This is a genomic window from Streptosporangium canum, assembly GCF_900113865.1.
Taxonomy (GTDB): domain Bacteria; phylum Actinomycetota; class Actinomycetes; order Streptosporangiales; family Streptosporangiaceae; genus Streptosporangium; species Streptosporangium canum.
In genome coordinates this window covers 79416-95312 of record NZ_FOQY01000004.1, presented here as the reverse complement: position 1 = coordinate 95312, position 15897 = coordinate 79416, and the positions used below count along the sequence as shown (strand labels likewise).

Here is a 15897-nt window from a genome sequence, read left to right as displayed (position 1 = left end):
TCTGAGAGGCCGAGGGGAACAAAAGGGGAACGCCGCGTCATGATCTTGCCTGTGCGGATTGCCTCCGTACGGGCAGGAGCGCGACGATCTTCTCCGCCGCGTCGTCCAAGCCGACCCGATTGAATCGCGCGGGGGAACATCAGAGTCTCCATGGAACTCCGCGCGGTTCACCAGTGCTGCGTGGATGGGCTTTTGTGACTGCTGGGACATCAGGGCATTCACTGTACGAAGAGTGAGGGGAGGTTTACTTTTCGTGATGACAGTGTCCTCGGCGATGGAGGTCTCGCATGAGCATGACCCAGTCCGGCGCCCTGCAGCTCGACTCCAAGAACCCTGTGGAGGAGACCGGGGGCAACACCAAGACCTTCACCCAGGTCACCTTTCCGACCCCCTTCCCTCAGGGGTCCCAGGTCGTCGTCATCCCCTTCGTCCAGACTTTCAATGGCCCCTACACGCCAGGCATCCGAATCGCGGACGTCACCCACCAGGGCTTCAAGATCCGACTCAATGAGGTCCTGGTGACCGCCTCCGTCAAGAGCGACGGCTACCACGCCACCGAGACCGTCGGCTGGATGGCGACGACGGTCTAAGGTCAGCCCCTTAGTGCGCCGCCCTCCGGTCCTCCGGAGCGGCGGCGAACGCTCCGGCGCGGTGGCGTAGTCAGTGAGGATCCGCGCGTACGGGCAGGGGAGCGCGGCAGCGCGGGAGCGGCTTGTGTTTCCGGAAGCTGTTCGGGGGGCTTGTGCGATCTCCGGGATTGCGTTTCCGGAAGTAACTCCCGGACTCTACTTCCGGAATTGCGGCATTCCGGAAGCTGGTCTCCGCGGCGTGTCGAGGCTGGGCCGCTTCCCGCGAACCCATATATCGACTATCGTCGATTAACGATGAATGAGGAGAAGGTGCTTCTGCCGCGCGCGGAGGCCGAGGAGTACGCGAGCTGGTTCAAGGCCCTGGCCGACGCCACCCGCATCCAGATCGTGTCACTGCTGGCCCGGCGGCACGCGCCGATGACGGTGGGCGAGATCGTGGCCGCTTCGGGCGTCGGCCAGTCGACCGTGTCGCACCACCTGAAGATCCTCGCCGAGGTGCGGTTCGTGCTGGTCGAGCGGCAGGGCACCTCCAGCCTGTACCGGATCAACGAGGCCTGCGTGAGCTGCTTCCCCACCGCCGCCGACGTGGTGATGGGAAACCCCGTCCCGGCCTCACCGGCCTGTGATTGAAGGAGAGTCGCGATGGCTCATGATGAGGTTGTCGAACGCTACTCCGGGCTTGCTCGGGCAGCGATGCTCGGCCGGGTGATCCTCGACTGCGGGGCGGAGGAGTTTGAGCGGGGCTGCTTCGGCACGGCCGGATACGACGACGCCACCGGCCTGCCTGAGGGGGCGCTCCGGGCCAGTCTGGGATGCGGTGATCCGGTGGCCGTCGCCGAGTTGCGCGCCGGGGAGGGCGTCCTCGATCTCGGCTCGGGCGGGGGCATCGATGTGCTGCTGTCCGCCCGCCGCGTCGGCCCGTCCGGCAAGGTCTACGGCCTGGACGCCAGCCTGGACATGCTGGAGCTGGCCCGCGCCAACGCCGCCGAGGCGGGCGCGACCAACGTGGAGTTCCTGCACGGCACGATCGAGGCCGTCCCGCTGCCCGACTACGCGGTGGACGCGGTCATCTCCAACTGCGTGATCAACCTGTCCGACGACAAGCCCGCCGTCCTGGCCGAGACTTTCCGGGTGCTGCGGCCCGGCGGGCGGTTCGGGGTGAGCGACGTGGTCACCGACGGCCCCGTCGATCCGGTGCGGCGGGCCGCCGCCGAGCGGCGGGTGGGCTGCGTCGCCGGCGCTCTCACCATCGACGCCTACCGTGACCTGCTCCGTGGGGCGGGTTTCATCGGCATCTCGATCCGGCCGACCGCCGACCATGGCGACGGCGTCCACTCGGCCATCATCCAGGCGCACAAGCCGGCCATCGGTCCCGGTTTGGAGATCAGGCCGATGCGCGAGGCCGATGCCGACCAGGTGCTGGCCATCTATCAGGCAGGTCTCGACACCGGGCAGGCCAGCTTCGAGACCCTGGCGCCGAGCTGGGAGGGTTTCACCGCGAGCAGGCCGCCGAATCTGCGCTACGTCGCCGTCGACACCGAGACCGGGCTGGTCGTCGGCTGGATCGCCGCCTCCCCAGTATCCGCACGTCCGGCCTACGCGGGAGTCGTCGAGCACAGCGTCTATGTCCACCCGGGCTGCCAGGCGCACGGCATCGGCCGGGCCCTGCTGGCCGCGTTCATCGCCGGATCCGAGGACGCCGGGATCTGGACGATCCAGTCCGGGATCTTCCCGGAGAACGCCGCCAGCCTCTCACTGCACCAGGCGCTCGGCTTCCGCGTGGTCGGCACCCGCGAGCGCATCGCCCGCCACCACGGCACCTGGCGGGACGTGCTGATGCTGGAGCGACGCAGTACAGCCGTCGGACGATGAACCCGGGCCGGTCAGGTCACGGCTGAGGTGCGGCGAGCTGACCATCGATCAGCGGCTGGCCCTGGCCACCGCGGCCCGCCGGCTGGGCGAGGAATTCACCGGCACCTTCGGCGCCGAGACGATCGAGCGGTTCCTGCACACCAGCTACGAGGAGTTCGCCACCCGGGCCGCCGTGGCCAACTTCCTGCCGCTGCCGGCCGAGCGCTTCGCCCGCCAGCGGCTGTACGCCCTGACCCGTGTCGAAGGCAGAAGTGACGGGCGGCCCATCGTGCTGTTCCTGTGCACCCACAACGCCGGCCGCTCCCAGATGGCCCCGGGGTGGTTTCGGCACCTGGCCGGTGAGCACGCGATCGCCTGGTCCGGCGGTGCGGAGTTCGCCGGCGAGATCAACCCGGCCGTGGTGGCCTCGATGGCCGAGCGTGGCATCGACATCTCCGGTGAGTTCCCCAAGCCCTGGACCGAGGAGATCGTGCGGGCCGCCGACGTCGTGGTCACCATGGGCTGCGGGGACGCCTGCCCGGTCTACCCCGGCAGACGGTATGAGGACTGGGAGCTCGACGATCCGGCCGGCAAGGGCGTCGAGGACGTCCGCCCGATCCGCGACGAGATCGAGCGCCGCGTGCGCGCCCTGCTCGCCGATCTCGGCCTCCTCTCCGTCTGACCGCAGGACCACGTATCGAGCATGAATAGATGTATGTCAATATAGACAGAGACTGACATCGACAGTCATCTATGCGAGGAAGGGAATCGATGGAGCCGCTGGAGCTTCTGGAGTGCAGCCCGCCACTGGCCCGCGAGCCGCTGAACGCCGAGCAGGCCGCCGGGGTGGCCCAGGTGTTCAAGGCCCTGGGTGACCCGGTACGGCTGCGCATCCTGTCGATCGTGGCCAGCCACGCCGGCGGCGAGGTGTGCGTGTGCGACATCACCGGCGCCTTCGACGTCTCCCAGCCCACTATCAGCCACCACCTCAAGGTCCTCAAGGAGGTGGGCCTGCTGGTCTCCGAGCGGCGCGCCTCCTGGGTGTACTACCGCCTGGTCCCGGAGGCGTTGTCGGAGCTGTCGGCCCTGCTGAACGTCCCCGCCACGGTCTGACCCCGCCCTGACGGTCTGATCCCGCCCTGAAGGAAGATCAAGGAAGATTCATGTCCTCAAGTACCCGCGCCCCTGCCGCCGCTCCCGCGGCGGAGGCGAGCGTGATCGGCAAGCTGTCCACGCTGGACCGGTTCCTGCCGGTGTGGATCGGTGTCGCGATGGCCGCCGGGCTGCTGCTGGGCCGCCTGGTGCCCGGCCTGGACGCCGCGCTGGACGCGATCCGCGTCGGCGACGTCTCGCTGCCGATCGCCTTGGGCCTGCTGCTGATGATGTACCCGGTGCTGGCCAAGGTCCGCTACGACCGCCTGGACACCGTCACCGGCGACCGGCGGCTGCTGATCTCCTCCTTGGTGCTCAACTGGGTGCTCGGCCCCGCGCTGATGTTCGCCCTGGCCTGGCTGCTGTTGCCCGACCTGCCCGAATACCGCACCGGCCTCATCATTGTGGGCCTGGCCCGCTGCATCGCCATGGTGCTCATCTGGAACGACCTGGCCTGCGGCGACCGCGAGGCCGCCGCCGTCCTGGTCGCCGTCAACTCGATCTTCCAGGTCGTCGCCTTCGGCGTGCTCGGCTGGTTCTACCTCGACATCCTGCCCGGCTGGCTCGGCCTGTCGCAGACCGCCCTGAGCGTGTCGGCGTGGGACATCGCCCAGTACGTGCTGATCTTCCTCGGCATCCCGCTGGCCGCCGGCTACGCCTCACGCAAACTGGGCGAGCGATCCAAGGGCCGCGACTGGTACGAGGAGCGCTTCCTGCCCAAGATCGGCCCCATAGCGCTGTACGGCCTGCTGTTCACCATCGTGATCCTGTTCGCCCTGCAGGGCGACACGATCACCTCCCGGCCCGGTGACGTCGCCCGGATCGCGCTGCCGCTGCTGGCCTACTTCTTCCTCATGTGGGGCGGCTCGTTCCTGGCCGGCCGCGCGATCGGCCTGCCGTACGACCGCACCACGACCCTGGCCTTCACCGCCGCCGGCAACAACTTCGAACTCGCCATCGCCGTCGCGGTCGGGGTGTTCGGCGTCGCCTCGGGCCAGGCGCTGGCCGGAGTCGTCGGTCCGCTGATCGAGGTGCCCGTGTTGGTCGCCCTGGTCTACGTCAGCCTCTGGGGCCGGCGTCTGTTCACGAAGGAGAACGCCCATGTCTGACAAGCCCAGCGTCTTGTTCGTCTGCGTGCACAACGCCGGCCGCTCCCAGATGGCCGCCGGATGGCTCACCCACCTGGCCGGCGACCGCATCGAGGTCCGCTCCGCCGGATCGGCCCCCGCCGAGACGATCAACCCGGTCGCGGTGGAGGCCATGCGCGAGGTCGGCGTCGACATCACCGGCGCCCACCCCAAGATCCTCACCACCGAGGCCGTCCAGGCCTCCGACGTGGTCATCACCATGGGCTGCGGCGACGCTTGCCCGATCTTCCCCGGCAAGCGGTATGAGGACTGGAAGCTCGACGATCCGGCCGGCCAGGGCATCGAGGCGGTGCGACCGATCCGCGATGAGATCCGCGCCCGGATCGAAAAGCTGATCACCGAGTTGGTCGCCGGGTAACCACCGCCCCGCCCCGCCATGCCTGGCGGGGCGGTGGTCGCAACGCCGCCCGTGCCTGCCGCTTAGTCCTGCGGCGGCTGCGCCAGCAGCCACACGGTGGCCACCAGCAATCGCGCGGCGGCCAGCAGTGTGTCCGGCTCGACGCGCTCGGGCGTCTCGGCCGGTGTCTGGTAGCCGGGCATGCCCATGCCGATACCGATCGCGGCCAGCCCGGCGGCGGCGTAGCGGCGGTTGTCGGAGGCCATCGCCCCGGCCCGCAGCGGCGCACCGGTCAGGCGGGCGGCCTGGTCCAGGGTGGCCAGCAGGGAGTGGGCGGGCCCGCCCGCCTCGACGGCGGCGGCCTGGTGCAGCTGTGCGGCTCCGTCGAGGTTGATCACGAGGGTGTCCGGCGGCAGGGTGGGGGCGTGGTGGGCCGACCCCCAGGCGCCGGCTTCCTCGGCGTCCAGGAAGGCCACCAGCAGCTCCATCCCGGCGGGCATGCGCGTGGCCGACAGGACGCGGGCGGCCTCCAGGACCGCGGCCACGCCGGAGGCGTTGTCGGCGGCCGCGGGCAGCCGGCGGTCGGGGTCGTCGCCGACGCCGTCGTAGTGCGCGGTCAGCAGCACCCGCACCTGGCCCTCGCCCCCGCCGGCACGGCCACCGCTGCGGCCTTGGTGGGGAGGGCGCGGGAGGCGGGCGTGGACGTTGTGGCCGCGGGTGGCGATCTGCCGCAGCGGCATCGAGCCGGTCACCTGGACCGGGCCGCCGGCCAGGGCTTCGGCCAGGCGGGCGTGCACCTCGTTGTGCAGGGCGAGGACGGGCACCTGGCGGGCGGGTGGCCCGGCGATCATCTTGGGCATCCAGCCCTCGGCGTCGGTGCCGCGCGCGCTCAGCACCCCCACCGCGCCGTGCGCCTCGGCCCGCTCGCACGCCTGTGCCCAGTCTCCGGCCTCGGCCAGCACCCACCGGCCGCGCAGCGCGCTCTCGGAGTGCCCGGCCAGCGGCGCGGCGTGCGGGTGCGGCAGCTCGGCGGAGGCCAGGTGCTCGACGAAGTCGCGGCGATGCTCCAGGCGCCGCGTCTGGCCGCCGACGCTCCATTCGAGGACGGGGGTGTCATACAGCTCGCGCACGTCCGCCACGTCGAACCCGGACAGCCGCACCTCGGCGCCCAGCTCGCCGAGCCGCTCGGCGAGCCAGGTGGCGGCGGCGCGGCCGCCGGGCGTGCCCACGCGCCGTCCGGCGTAGTGGTCGCCGGCCAGCTCGTGCACCGTGGCCTGCATCCGCTCGGCCGACACCGCTTCCAGGAGGGCCGCCAGATCCGCCGTCGGCCGGTCCATGGCCGAGGTCGTGGAGGTCATCCGCAGCATCCGGTGGAGGCGGCGTCCGCGGCCTGAGCGCCGACCGGAGCCGGGGCCTGGCCGCAGCAGCCGGCCTGGGCGGTCTGCTGGGCCGCGGCCGGGCTGCCGCAGCAGCTCGTGGCCGCCTGATCCGCCTCACTCGCGCTGGAGACGGTCGCGGGGGCTCCGCAGCAGCCTCCGGCGGCGGCCGGGGCGAACGCCTCTTCCAGGTTGCCGATGAAGCCGCCGCTGGTCGGGTTCGTCATCACGATCTCCGCTCGTCGGGCGACCGGAAGCGGCCGCCACTCGAAATAGTTAGATAAACGTCTAAGCAGCAGTCACGATCTCACATTGCTTAGATATTCGTCAAGATAGACAGGAATCGAATTAGGTGGATGACGGTGAGGCCGCAGACGCGCCCTGCAGCTGGGTGGTGATCTCGGCGGCGAGGTGGCGGGCGGTGCGGCCGGCGCCGATGAGGGTGGCCGAGGCGGGGCCGGTCCAGTCGCCGTAGCCGAGCAGGTGCAGGCGCGGCTCGGCCAGGGCGCGGGTGCCGTCGCGATCACGCCGCCGGGGCCGCGTAGCCGCAGCGGGGCCAGATGAGCCAGGGCGGGCCGGAAGCCCGTGCACCACACGATCACGTCGCACGCTGCCGTGCTGCCGTCGGCCCAGGCCACCCCGCCGGGGGTGATCCGGGAGAACGTCGGCTCGGCCTTGAATGCGCCCCGGTCGCGGGCCTCGCGCACGGCGCCGACGACCACGACATCGGCCAGGCGTGGGGCCGCGGTCATACGGTGATGAGTGCCACGTCCACCGCGCCGGCGGCCGGGGCGGGCGCGGCCAGGGGGGCGAACAGCGCGCCAAGCTTGTTCACCGCTTCGGGGATGATGCGGTAGTAGACCCAGGTGCCGCGGCGTTCGCCGTCGATCAGCCCGGCGGTGCGCAGCACCTTCAGATGGTGGGAGATGGTGGGGGCGGTCAGGTCGAAGACGCCGGTCAGGTCGCACACGCACGCCTCGCCGCCGGCGTGCGAGCCGATCATCGACAGCAGGCGCAGCCGTACCGGGTCGGCGACCGCCTTGAGCAGCACGGCCAGTTCGGCGGCGTCGACCTCGCTGAGCGGCTCGCGGGCGATCGGCGCGCAGCACTGGGTGGTGGCGGGGGCGGCCATGACGCGACTCCTTAATTCGATGTCGGTCTAAATTATAGGCGGTGGTAGGCGACCAGCGCGAACGCCGCGAGTGCGCACGCCAGCGCGACCGCGCCCATCACCCACCCGTACCCGGCCACCTGCGCCACGGCGACCGCGCCCAGCGGGGCGGTGGCCTTGGCGGCGACGGACAGCAGCGCGACGCGGCCGGACAGGCTGGCGTAGGCGGTGGTGCCGTACCGCTGGACGAGCAGGTGCGGCAGGGTGATGGAGGCGATGCCGAAGCCGAGGCCGAACAGCAGCACGCAGCCGATCGCCCCGGCGACCGCCCGGCCGAAGAGCGGCAGGAGCAGGGCGGCGACGCCTTGCAGGGCGAAGATCACGGCGGCGATGAGCGCGGCGGGCAGACGGGCCTGCAAGCCGGTGGTGAGAAGGCGGCCGGTCACCGACAGCACGCCCAGCAGCCCGGCGAGCGTGGCGGCCAGGACGGGTGAGTGGCCGAGGTGGATGAGGTAGGTGACCAGCAGCACCGCGATGACGGCGACCGCGCCGCCGCCGGCGGTGAAGGCGATCACCAGCAGCCAGAACGGCCGGGCCCGCACCGCCTGCCTGACCACGTCGGCGCGCCGGCCGGCGGCCTCGGGCGTGCGGGCCGACGTCGGGCGGCGGCGGATGACCAGGGCGTGCAGCGGGATGGCCGCCAAGCCGTAGACGAGCCCGAGCACCACTAGGGCGTGGCGCCAGCCGTAGGCATCGACCAGCAGGCCGGTGAGCGGGATGAAGATCGAGGAGGCGAACCCGGCGACGATGGTGAGCGCCAGGATGCCGCCCGCGCGGCCCCGGGCGTCGCCGCCGTACCAGGCGATGATGACGGCGAAGGCGGCCTCGTAGAGCACCATGGAGCAGGCGACGCCGATGGCCGCGAAGACCAGATACAGCTGCCACAGGCTGCTCACCTGCGACCAGGCCAGCACCGCGGCAGACCCGAGCAGCGACCCCGCGGTCATCAGCCCGCGCCCGCCGCGGGCGTCCAGCCGGCGTCCGGCCATTGGCGCGCACACCGCGGCGATCAGGACCGACAGGGTGAGCGCGGCGGCGACCTGGGCATCGGAGGCGCGCAGGTCGCGCGCCATCGGGCCGAGGAAGACCGAGAAGGCGTAGTACAGCACGCCGTAGCCGGTGGTCTGGGTGATGGCCAGGGCCGCGACGATCCTGCGGCCGTGCCGGGAACGCGGCTGACCGCCGCCCCGCAGGTCGGAGGCGGCGGTCTCGGGGGCAGCACTCACGCGGGTCCACTCGGGCAAGAGATGAGCGTCCTGCCCGTGGGCGTGGTGGCCCAGGCGCCGCCGGTCCGGGTGATGAAGCCCTGTGCCTCCAGACGCCAGACCAGCGTGCCGGCCATGCGGGTGATCGCGCGGGCGTAGCCGGGGTTGGGGCTCGATCGCCTGGCGCTGACCAGGTGGCCGGCCAGGCGTCCGGTGTCCAGCCCGTCATGTCCGCAGATGAGGGTCAGGGCTTCCTTCTGCGCGGCGGTGGGGTAGCCGTCCGACATGTCCGTCTTCTTTCTCAAGGGAAGGCTTGGGGAGCGGGTTCAGCCGCAGCAGCCGCCGCTGGAGGCGGAGACGGTGGCCAGCGGGAGTGGGGCCGACAGCAGGCCGCCGCTGATGCCGGTGGCCAGGCCGACCCGCTGCTCCTGGGCCTCGGCGAGATTGGAGGAGCACACGCCGGTCTCGGGCAGCTCCAGCTGCACGTCGCGGGCGGCCTCCCAGTCCCCGGCCAGCGCCGCGACCACGGAGCGGACCTGCTCATACCCGGTAGCCATCAGGAAGGTCGGCGCGCGACCGTAGGACTTGACGCCGACGGCGTAGTAGCCGGGCTCCGGATGCGCCAGCTCGTCCACGCCGTGGGCGGGGACGGTGCCGCAGGAGTGCTGGTTCGGGTCGATCAGCGGCGCCATCTGCCGGGGGGAGCCGAGGACCGGGTCCAGGTCCAGACGCAGCTCGCTCGTGATGGAGTGGTCGGGGCGGTAGCCGGTCGCGCTGACGATCCGCTCCACCCTCACGCTCTGCTCGTGGCCGGCCGGATCACGGCTGATCACCTCGATGCCGGCCTCGCTCTCGCCGACCCGGTGAGTGAAGAAGCCGGTCAGCAACGTGACGCGGCCGGAGTCGACGTGGGCGCGCAGCCGGGTGCCCAGCACGCCGCGGGCGGGCAGCGCGTCGGCGTCGCCGCCGCCGTAGGTGCGTCCCGCGCTGCCGCCGCGGATCGCCCAGGTGATCGGCGTGTTCTCCAACTCGGCCAGGGCCAGCAGCGTGGTGGCGGCCGAATGCCCGGCCCCGACCACCAGCGTGTGCTTGCCCTCGTAGCGGTCACGGTCGGCGCCGAGCACGTCCGGCAGGGCGTGATCGACGAACACCGCGCCCTCGCCGTGCGCGGGCAGACCGCTCGCCCCCAGCACGTTCGGGCTGGTATAGGTACCGGACGCATCGACGACCGCCCGCGCCCGCAGCTCTTCGCCGCCCTCCAGACGGATCAGGAACGGCACCTCCTCGCGACCTGCCGTGCGCACCCGGTCGTAGCCCAGCCGGCTGATCGCGGTGACCTTCGCGCCCAGGCGCACCTTGTCGCCGAACAGCTTGGCCAGCGGCGCAAGGTAGTCATCGATGAGCTCAGCTCCGACCGGCAGCCAGTCGGCGTCCGGGGCCGTCCAGCCGTCGGCCTCCAGCAGACGGCGGGCGGCGGCGTCGATGTCGTACTTCCACGGGCTGAACACCCGCACGTGCCCCCACTGCGCCACCGACGCGGCGACCCGGTCACCGGCCTCCAGGAGCAGGAAGTCGATGCCGCGCTCGGTCAGGTGAGCGGCGGCGGCCAGGCCGACCGGGCCCGCGCCGATCACCACCACAGGCAGATCGCCCGCCTGCCCGGAAGTGGTCTGCTGAGGGGTGGTGAACTGCTCGATCTCGACGGCGATGGTGCCGCAGCAACTGTCACTCATGACGGCTCTCCAGGTACGCGAGGGGGTTAGCGGAACGACTGGGACAGGGCGAAGACGCGGGCGCGCTCGATGGCGGCATCGGCGCGGCATTCGAGGTCACACACCTGCGAGGTGGCCTCGTCGAAGGTGACGTCCGATCGTCCGGCGGCCGGGCGGCGCCGGCGGGTGAACAGAGCGCGCATCGCGCACCTCCCTGGATAGAAGCTTGTCTAATCAGTGGCCATCATGCGCGACTGATTAGAGATCTGTCAAATTAGTCTTTGGTCTAAGCAGGAGTGGAGGGAAAGCCCGACAGGCTCAGGCGCGGACATGCTGACGACTGCGCCGCAGGTGGCGGGCGAGCCTCCTCATCACATGCCGGGCGTCGGCTCCGACCCCGCGCAGCGTGTTGGAGGAGGGCGTGCGCTGCCACTCCAGGCCCAGGTAGCCCAGGCCGGCATGGGTCAGCGACAGGCCACGGCGCTGACGGGGACGGCCATCGGCGCCCAGCGCGCCCAGCCCCTCCAGATAGGCCAGGTTCGGCCGGTAGCCGGTGGCCAGCAGCACCGCGTCGACGCGCTCGCGCCGGCCGTCGGGCCAGGTCACCTGATCGCCGTCCAGACGCGTGAACATGGCCCGGCATCGGTAGCGGCCCTCGCGCAGGGCGCGGCGGTAGCGGCCGTCGTCGAGCACCGGTGATGGCGGCAAACTCTCGGCGCAGGCCAGCGGCAGCCGGTCGAACCCGGTCGCGCGGAACCAGAAGTGCAGGTCCCGTCCCAGCGGGCGCTGGGCCACGAACCGGATCGGCGCCCGGCCGGCCAGCGTCACCCGCCGTTCGCCGGCCAGCTCGTGCGCGATCTGAACGGCCGAGTTGCCCGCCCCGACCACGATGACGTGCTCGCCGGGCAGCGAGGCCGGCGAGCGGTAATCGGCGGCGTGCAGCACCGGGCCGGTGAAGGTGTCCAGACCGGGCAGGGCGGGCCGGTGCGGGCGGGCGAAGGAGCCGCTGGCCGCGAGCAGAGCGGCGGCGGCCAGGTCCTCGCCGCCGTCCAGGCGCACGACGAAGCCGCCCCCGCCGCCGGCTCCGTTGGAGGTGCCGGCGGGCCGGACGGCCTCGACCCGGGTGCCGGTGCGCAGCTCGGCACCGCGCTCGGCCAGGGCGGTTGCGTAGCGCTCCAGGTAGGCGACCACCTCATCGCGGTGCGGGTAGCGCTCGGGATCGCCGGGGAAGGCCATGCCGGGCAGACCGCTGTAGCGGGCGGGCGAGAACAGGGCGAGGCTGTCGTAATAGCGCGGCCAGGACCCGGCCGCCCGGTCGGCGGCCTCCAGCACCAGGGGCCGCAGCCCCAGCTCAAGGGCGGCGTGTGCGGCGGCCAGGCCGGACTGCCCGGCCCCGACGATGAGGACGCGATGGTTGTCGGTAGACATGCCGCAGAACGTACCGTCATTTTCTAATATGTCAATAAGTTGATGTGAGGGGTAGGGTGCGAAGATCAGGAGGGAGCAGGCATGGCCGAGACCACGACATCACCAGCCGCGACGGCGGGTGCCACGTGCGCGCCGCAGCTGCCGCAGGCCGCCCAGGACTTCCTCAAGGCCCTCGCCAACCCCGGACGCCAGCAGATCATGCTGCTGTTCGCCCAAGGCGCCGAGCTGTCGGTCAACCAGGTCGCCGAGCAGGCCGGCATCAGCCAGTCCGCCGCCTCCCAGCAACTCGCCCTGCTCCGTCGCGGCGGCATCGTCACCTCCCGCCGCGCCGGTAAGGAAGTGCTGTATCGCGGCGACCGCGACAGCGTCACCCGCATCCTCGGCGACCTGCAGGACTACCTGAAATTCTGCTGCTGACCACCGTCGCCGGGCGGCGGGCTCAGCCGGTCGGGGCGGGCAGGTCGCGGAAGGGATGCAACCCGGAGCCGACATCGGCGTGGTCGATGCCACCGGCGTCGCGCTCCTTGGCCTGAAGGCCGGAGCGCTGCGGACACCCCTGACAGCGCCCGTCGTGGTCCGCCCGATGCCGCCGGAGGCTGAGAGCTCCTCCGGCGGCCGTCGTGAGCACCCCAGCTCCACCATCCACCGGCGAAACCCTGCCTGGTCGTTCGCGCAACAGACCCCTTTACGGGAACCAGGGCTCCAAAATCAGGTGTTCACCAGACCGGGGCAAGACCTCGCAAGGCGGGGATGGAGTCGTAGGGCCGAGCCTCTTCGTTCGGCTTGGTGCCCCGCATGACAGCTGATGCCGGGTTATGGGGATGAGCGATCCCGTCCCCGCAGCTCGGTACCGGTCAACCCGCCAGGCAGGCCCTTTTTCACAGCTTCCAAGATTGCCCGGTGGAGTTGCCGCTCGGCTCCGGCCGCCACAGGCAGCGGGCTTCCCTCTACGTCGTACCATTCCTCGGCGCCGGTGTATTGAACTCCGACTGTCGCCTGGTCGTCGTACACCTCGGTGCGGATGGTGAGGTTGCCGGTGACGGGTTCCACCACCATCGAGCCCCGTACACCTCGGCGGCGAGGCGGGCGGTTCGCTCGTCTTCGTCAAGGCGCGCGTTGAGGAACGCGATCAGCTCATCCATTGGAGGCGTCCCAAGCAGACGTGACGACGCCCCCACCCGAGGGGCAGGGGCGCAAGATCACGGGGGCGTACGGATAATCCGAGCTATCGGCCAGCGTCGGGCGGCCAGGCCGAGCCGGAGCCGCCGACGCTCCCGCTCCGATGTGCCACCCCACACGCCGAAGTCCTCATGGTTGTCGAGCGCGTAGGCCAGGCATTCGGCGCGCACCTCACACGAGCGGTAGACCTGCTTTGCGGCGCGGACGGAGCCGCCCTTCTCCGGGAAGAACACCTCTGGGCCGACCTCGCCGCACCGGGCGAAGTCCTGCCAGGTGAACACCTCGTCGGTCACGTCGTCGTACTGCCGCGGCGGCCACATCCGCGTGCTCATGCTGGGAGATCCTCTCCAGTGATCCACCGGCCGTCGCGCTGCATCACCCGGCCGGCGACCACCAGCCGGTACACCGCGGCGTAGGTGTCGCCGAGCTCGGCTGGGGCGGCGTGGCGGCGACGGTGAAGTGCCGCGTTCGGGTATGACGACCACGACGTCGGCCTCGGCCGGGTTCTATGGGCGAGCCGCCTCGTAGTCGGGGAGTGCGGCGGGGGTGGTCCGGGTCGCCGGGCGCATGGTCAGGATCAGTACGGCCAGCCCGGCGAAGATGACCGCGGCGACGACGCCGGTCACGTGCAGGCTGGCGGTGAACGCCTCCCGCGCGGTGTGCAGCAGTTCCGCGCCCTGGCCGGCGGGAAGGTGCCGGCTGGCGGCGACCGCGCCGGCCAGCGAGTCGGAGGTGCCGTCCATCCGGCTGCGGTAGACCACCGCGGCCACCACGCCGAGCAGCGCGAAGCCGAGCGAGCCGCCGAAGTAGTTGCCGGTCTCCGACATCGACGCCGCCGAGCCGGCGCGCTCCGGCGGTACGGACCCGACGACCAGCCCGGTGCCCAGCGCGAACAGCGGGCCGGTGCCCAGGGCCAGTACGGTGATGCCGATCATCACCAGCGGCAGGGCGCTCGCCCCGTCGGCGCCGACCAGCAGCAGGCTGCCCAGCGCCGACCCCACCAGCCCGCCGGCGATCGCGGTCGTCTGCTTCACGCGCCGGGCCAGCGTCGGCGCGGCCATGGTGCCGACCGCCACGCCCAGGCCCATGGGTGCGAACAGCACCGCCGCCGCGGCCGGCGAGAAGCCCAGCACGCTCTGCAGGAACTGGGTCACCAGCAGGCCCGTACCGGCCATGGCGATGCCGGCGAAGGCCAGCGCGACGAGTACGGCCGTGAACGGGCGGTTGCGGAGCAGCCGCAGGTCCAGCAGCGGCGTCTCCAGCCGCAGTTGCCGGCGTACGAACAGCAATCCGATGGCTGCGCCGACGACGATGGCCACCGCCGGCACCACCGGCACGCTCTCGACAGTCAGCTGCTTGACGCCGTAGACCATCAAAAGCACTGCCGCGAGCGACAGGCCGACGCTGGCCGGGTCCAGCCGGCCGGCCTGGTCGCTGCGGAACTCCGGCAGCAGGAACGGCCCGGCGAGCAGCAGCAACGCCATCGCCGGCACGGCGACCAGGAACACCGATCCCCACCAGAAGTGCTGGAGCAGGAATCCGGCGAGTACGGGTCCGAGCGCGCCACCGGTGAACTGGCAGGTCGCCCAGATCGCGATGGCCTTCCCGCGCTGCCGCTCGTCGCGGAACATGTTGGTGATCAAGGCGAGTGTGGACGGCGCCAGGGTCGCGCCGGCGACGCCCAGCAGCGCACGCGCGACGATCAGCATCAGCGGGTTGACCGCGAAGGCGGCCACGACCGACAGCACCGCGAACGCCGCCCCGCCGATCATCAGCAGCCGCCGGCGGCCGATCCGGTCGCCGAGCGTACCCGTCGTGATGACCAGGCCGGCCACCATGAATCCGTAGCTGTCACTGATCCACAGCTGCTGGACGTTGGTGGCACCCAGATCGGCGCTCAGCTGTGGGAGCGCGAGGAGCAATGCCGTCATGTCCATCGCGACGAGCAATGTCGGCAGCATGAGGACGACCAGTCCCAGCCACGCCCGGTTGACTCGCATATCCGAAATTTCCTGTTCTCTCGACGTTTCGCCGGTTAGTCGGAGCGGTCGAGAGCTTCTTGACATCGGTACGGAAGGGAATCTCTCGCGTCTGCCACGGTGGGGCGTTGCCGAATGACGACCGCGCGGCCCCTGCCGCCGCACGCGAGCACCGACACCGTCGCCGGCGTCGTCCTGCCGGAGATCTTCCCCGGCGCCGGACGGCCTCGGCGTCCCGACCCGCCGGGCGAGGCCGACGACCGGTGCGGCAGGCTCGCCCGGCGCGACCCGTCCGACCTCGCCATTCATCGCAGAGGACGCCAAACCGCATCGCCGCGCCGTCCGATCTGGGACAATGATCACATTGTGAGCTCTTCTCTTTTACGCCCGACCATCGCCGCGGATGTGACCCTGTGCGCTGACGGAAGCGCACGGGTCATCCCGTTCGTCCTGCCGCTGAACGTGACGGAGGAGTCGATGAGCATGACCGTCCGCGACTGGCTCCGCCTCGACGAGAAGACCATGATGGTCGGGATGCTTGACCAGTCGGCGATCATCGCCCGGATCAGGGCGCTCCGGCTTGCTCGCGGGTTGACGATCCAGTACCTCGCCGATCAGACGGGGATCCACCGTTCGATCATCGGCAAGCTGGAACGCGGCAAGCGCAAGACGTTCAACCTCGATGAGGCCAGGGCGCTGTGTGATGCTCTCAAAGTCGATCTGCGAGTGGTGATCAGCGACGAGCCCATGTCGCTCATTGAGTGAGAAG

Annotated in this window: 22 protein-coding genes and 2 pseudogenes; 10 read left to right on the top strand and 14 right to left on the bottom strand. The window is 71.1% G+C overall.

Annotated elements, in window-relative coordinates:
- Window positions 1-287 precede the first annotated feature (287 nt).
- The 8 genes and pseudogenes from BM085_RS07180 (at window position 288) to BM085_RS07145 (ending at window position 5099) form a co-directional block, all read left to right on the top strand.
- Window positions 288-590: a hypothetical protein gene (locus BM085_RS07180; protein ID WP_093886228.1), complete on the top strand. Its 303-nt coding sequence runs from the start codon at window positions 288-290 to the stop codon at window positions 588-590.
- Between the two features lie 309 nt (window positions 591-899).
- Entirely contained in the window at window positions 900-1220 is a 321-nt protein-coding gene (locus BM085_RS07175) for an ArsR/SmtB family transcription factor (RefSeq protein WP_245789178.1), read from the top strand.
- Window positions 1221-1232: 12 nt separating this feature from the next.
- Window positions 1233-2462 (top strand): GNAT family N-acetyltransferase, encoded by a 1230-nt coding sequence (locus BM085_RS45185; protein WP_218158640.1) that lies wholly within the window; start codon window positions 1233-1235, stop codon window positions 2460-2462.
- A gap of 22 nt (window positions 2463-2484) precedes the next feature.
- Window positions 2485-2634, top strand: a pseudogene (locus BM085_RS47355) (three-helix bundle dimerization domain-containing protein); the annotation flags it as partial.
- The gene (locus tag BM085_RS45780) at window positions 2635-3123 is read left to right on the top strand and encodes an arsenate reductase ArsC (RefSeq protein ID WP_342742866.1); all 489 of its coding nucleotides are present in this window, start codon (window positions 2635-2637) and stop codon (window positions 3121-3123) included.
- A gap of 89 nt (window positions 3124-3212) precedes the next feature.
- Window positions 3213-3554 (top strand): ArsR/SmtB family transcription factor, encoded by a 342-nt coding sequence (locus tag BM085_RS07155; RefSeq protein ID WP_093886225.1) that lies wholly within the window; start codon window positions 3213-3215, stop codon window positions 3552-3554.
- A gap of 50 nt (window positions 3555-3604) precedes the next feature.
- Complete coding sequence (gene arsB, locus BM085_RS07150) at window positions 3605-4702, top strand: ACR3 family arsenite efflux transporter (protein ID WP_093886224.1); 1098 nt, start codon at window positions 3605-3607, stop codon at window positions 4700-4702.
- Complete coding sequence (locus BM085_RS07145) at window positions 4695-5099, top strand: arsenate reductase ArsC (protein WP_093886223.1); 405 nt, start codon at window positions 4695-4697, stop codon at window positions 5097-5099. The genes arsB and BM085_RS07145 overlap by 8 nt, the downstream gene beginning before the upstream one ends.
- 62 nt (window positions 5100-5161) lie before the next feature.
- Here BM085_RS07145 and BM085_RS07140 read toward each other — a convergent pair whose 3' ends face one another.
- The 9 genes from BM085_RS07140 to BM085_RS07105 form a co-directional block, all read right to left on the bottom strand.
- Window positions 5162-6436, bottom strand: a complete 1275-nt coding sequence (locus BM085_RS07140) for a M28 family metallopeptidase (protein WP_245789177.1) — start codon at window positions 6434-6436, stop codon at window positions 5162-5164.
- Complete coding sequence (locus BM085_RS07135) at window positions 6433-6681, bottom strand: hypothetical protein (RefSeq protein ID WP_093886221.1); 249 nt, start codon at window positions 6679-6681, stop codon at window positions 6433-6435. Before BM085_RS07135 ends, BM085_RS07140 begins: the two co-directional genes overlap by 4 nt.
- A 121-nt stretch (window positions 6682-6802) precedes the next feature.
- Window positions 6803-7063, bottom strand: a complete 261-nt coding sequence (locus BM085_RS07130; protein WP_425443258.1) for a hypothetical protein — start codon at window positions 7061-7063, stop codon at window positions 6803-6805.
- Window positions 7064-7202: 139 nt separating this feature from the next.
- Window positions 7203-7586: an ArsR/SmtB family transcription factor gene (locus BM085_RS07125; protein WP_093886220.1), complete on the bottom strand. Its 384-nt coding sequence runs from the start codon at window positions 7584-7586 to the stop codon at window positions 7203-7205.
- Window positions 7587-7618: 32 nt separating this feature from the next.
- A complete protein-coding gene (locus BM085_RS07120) occupies window positions 7619-8851 on the bottom strand; it encodes an MFS transporter (RefSeq protein WP_245789176.1) in 1233 nt (410 codons plus the stop codon).
- Window positions 8848-9117: a hypothetical protein gene (locus tag BM085_RS07115; RefSeq protein WP_093886219.1), complete on the bottom strand. Its 270-nt coding sequence runs from the start codon at window positions 9115-9117 to the stop codon at window positions 8848-8850. Before BM085_RS07115 ends, BM085_RS07120 begins: the two co-directional genes overlap by 4 nt.
- Window positions 9118-9156: 39 nt before the next feature.
- Window positions 9157-10563, bottom strand: a complete 1407-nt coding sequence (locus tag BM085_RS07110; protein ID WP_093886218.1) for an FAD-dependent oxidoreductase — start codon at window positions 10561-10563, stop codon at window positions 9157-9159.
- A 26-nt stretch (window positions 10564-10589) separates the two neighbouring features.
- The gene (locus tag BM085_RS44240; protein ID WP_177244992.1) at window positions 10590-10745 is read right to left on the bottom strand and encodes a hypothetical protein; all 156 of its coding nucleotides are present in this window, start codon (window positions 10743-10745) and stop codon (window positions 10590-10592) included.
- Between the two features lie 115 nt (window positions 10746-10860).
- Window positions 10861-11970 carry a flavin-containing monooxygenase gene (locus tag BM085_RS07105; protein ID WP_093886217.1) on the bottom strand — a complete coding sequence of 370 codons (1110 nt, stop codon included), beginning with the start codon at window positions 11968-11970 and terminating at the stop codon, window positions 10861-10863.
- An 81-nt stretch (window positions 11971-12051) separates the two neighbouring features.
- Between BM085_RS07105 and BM085_RS07100 the strand changes: the two genes are divergently transcribed.
- Window positions 12052-12387 carry an ArsR/SmtB family transcription factor gene (locus BM085_RS07100; protein ID WP_093886216.1) on the top strand — a complete coding sequence of 112 codons (336 nt, stop codon included), beginning with the start codon at window positions 12052-12054 and terminating at the stop codon, window positions 12385-12387.
- 22 nt (window positions 12388-12409) lie between these two features.
- Here the strand turns inward: BM085_RS07100 and BM085_RS07095 are convergent, their stop codons facing one another.
- From BM085_RS07095 to BM085_RS07080, 5 genes and pseudogenes are all read right to left on the bottom strand, one after another.
- Window positions 12410-12616: a hypothetical protein gene (locus BM085_RS07095; protein WP_143120833.1), complete on the bottom strand. Its 207-nt coding sequence runs from the start codon at window positions 12614-12616 to the stop codon at window positions 12410-12412.
- Window positions 12617-12783: 167 nt separating this feature from the next.
- Window positions 12784-13026: a hypothetical protein gene (locus BM085_RS07090; RefSeq protein ID WP_093886214.1), complete on the bottom strand. Its 243-nt coding sequence runs from the start codon at window positions 13024-13026 to the stop codon at window positions 12784-12786.
- A gap of 20 nt (window positions 13027-13046) precedes the next feature.
- A pseudogene (locus BM085_RS47350) lies at window positions 13047-13112 on the bottom strand (DUF6221 family protein); the annotation flags it as partial.
- A gap of 57 nt (window positions 13113-13169) precedes the next feature.
- Entirely contained in the window at window positions 13170-13481 is a 312-nt protein-coding gene (locus tag BM085_RS07085) for a WhiB family transcriptional regulator (protein WP_093886213.1), read from the bottom strand.
- 174 nt (window positions 13482-13655) lie between these two features.
- Window positions 13656-15149 carry an MFS transporter gene (locus BM085_RS07080; protein ID WP_093886212.1) on the bottom strand — a complete coding sequence of 498 codons (1494 nt, stop codon included), beginning with the start codon at window positions 15147-15149 and terminating at the stop codon, window positions 13656-13658.
- A gap of 114 nt (window positions 15150-15263) precedes the next feature.
- Between BM085_RS07080 and BM085_RS07075 the strand changes: the two genes are divergently transcribed.
- Window positions 15264-15893, top strand: a complete 630-nt coding sequence (locus tag BM085_RS07075; RefSeq protein ID WP_093886211.1) for a helix-turn-helix domain-containing protein — start codon at window positions 15264-15266, stop codon at window positions 15891-15893.
- Window positions 15894-15897 lie beyond the last annotated feature (4 nt).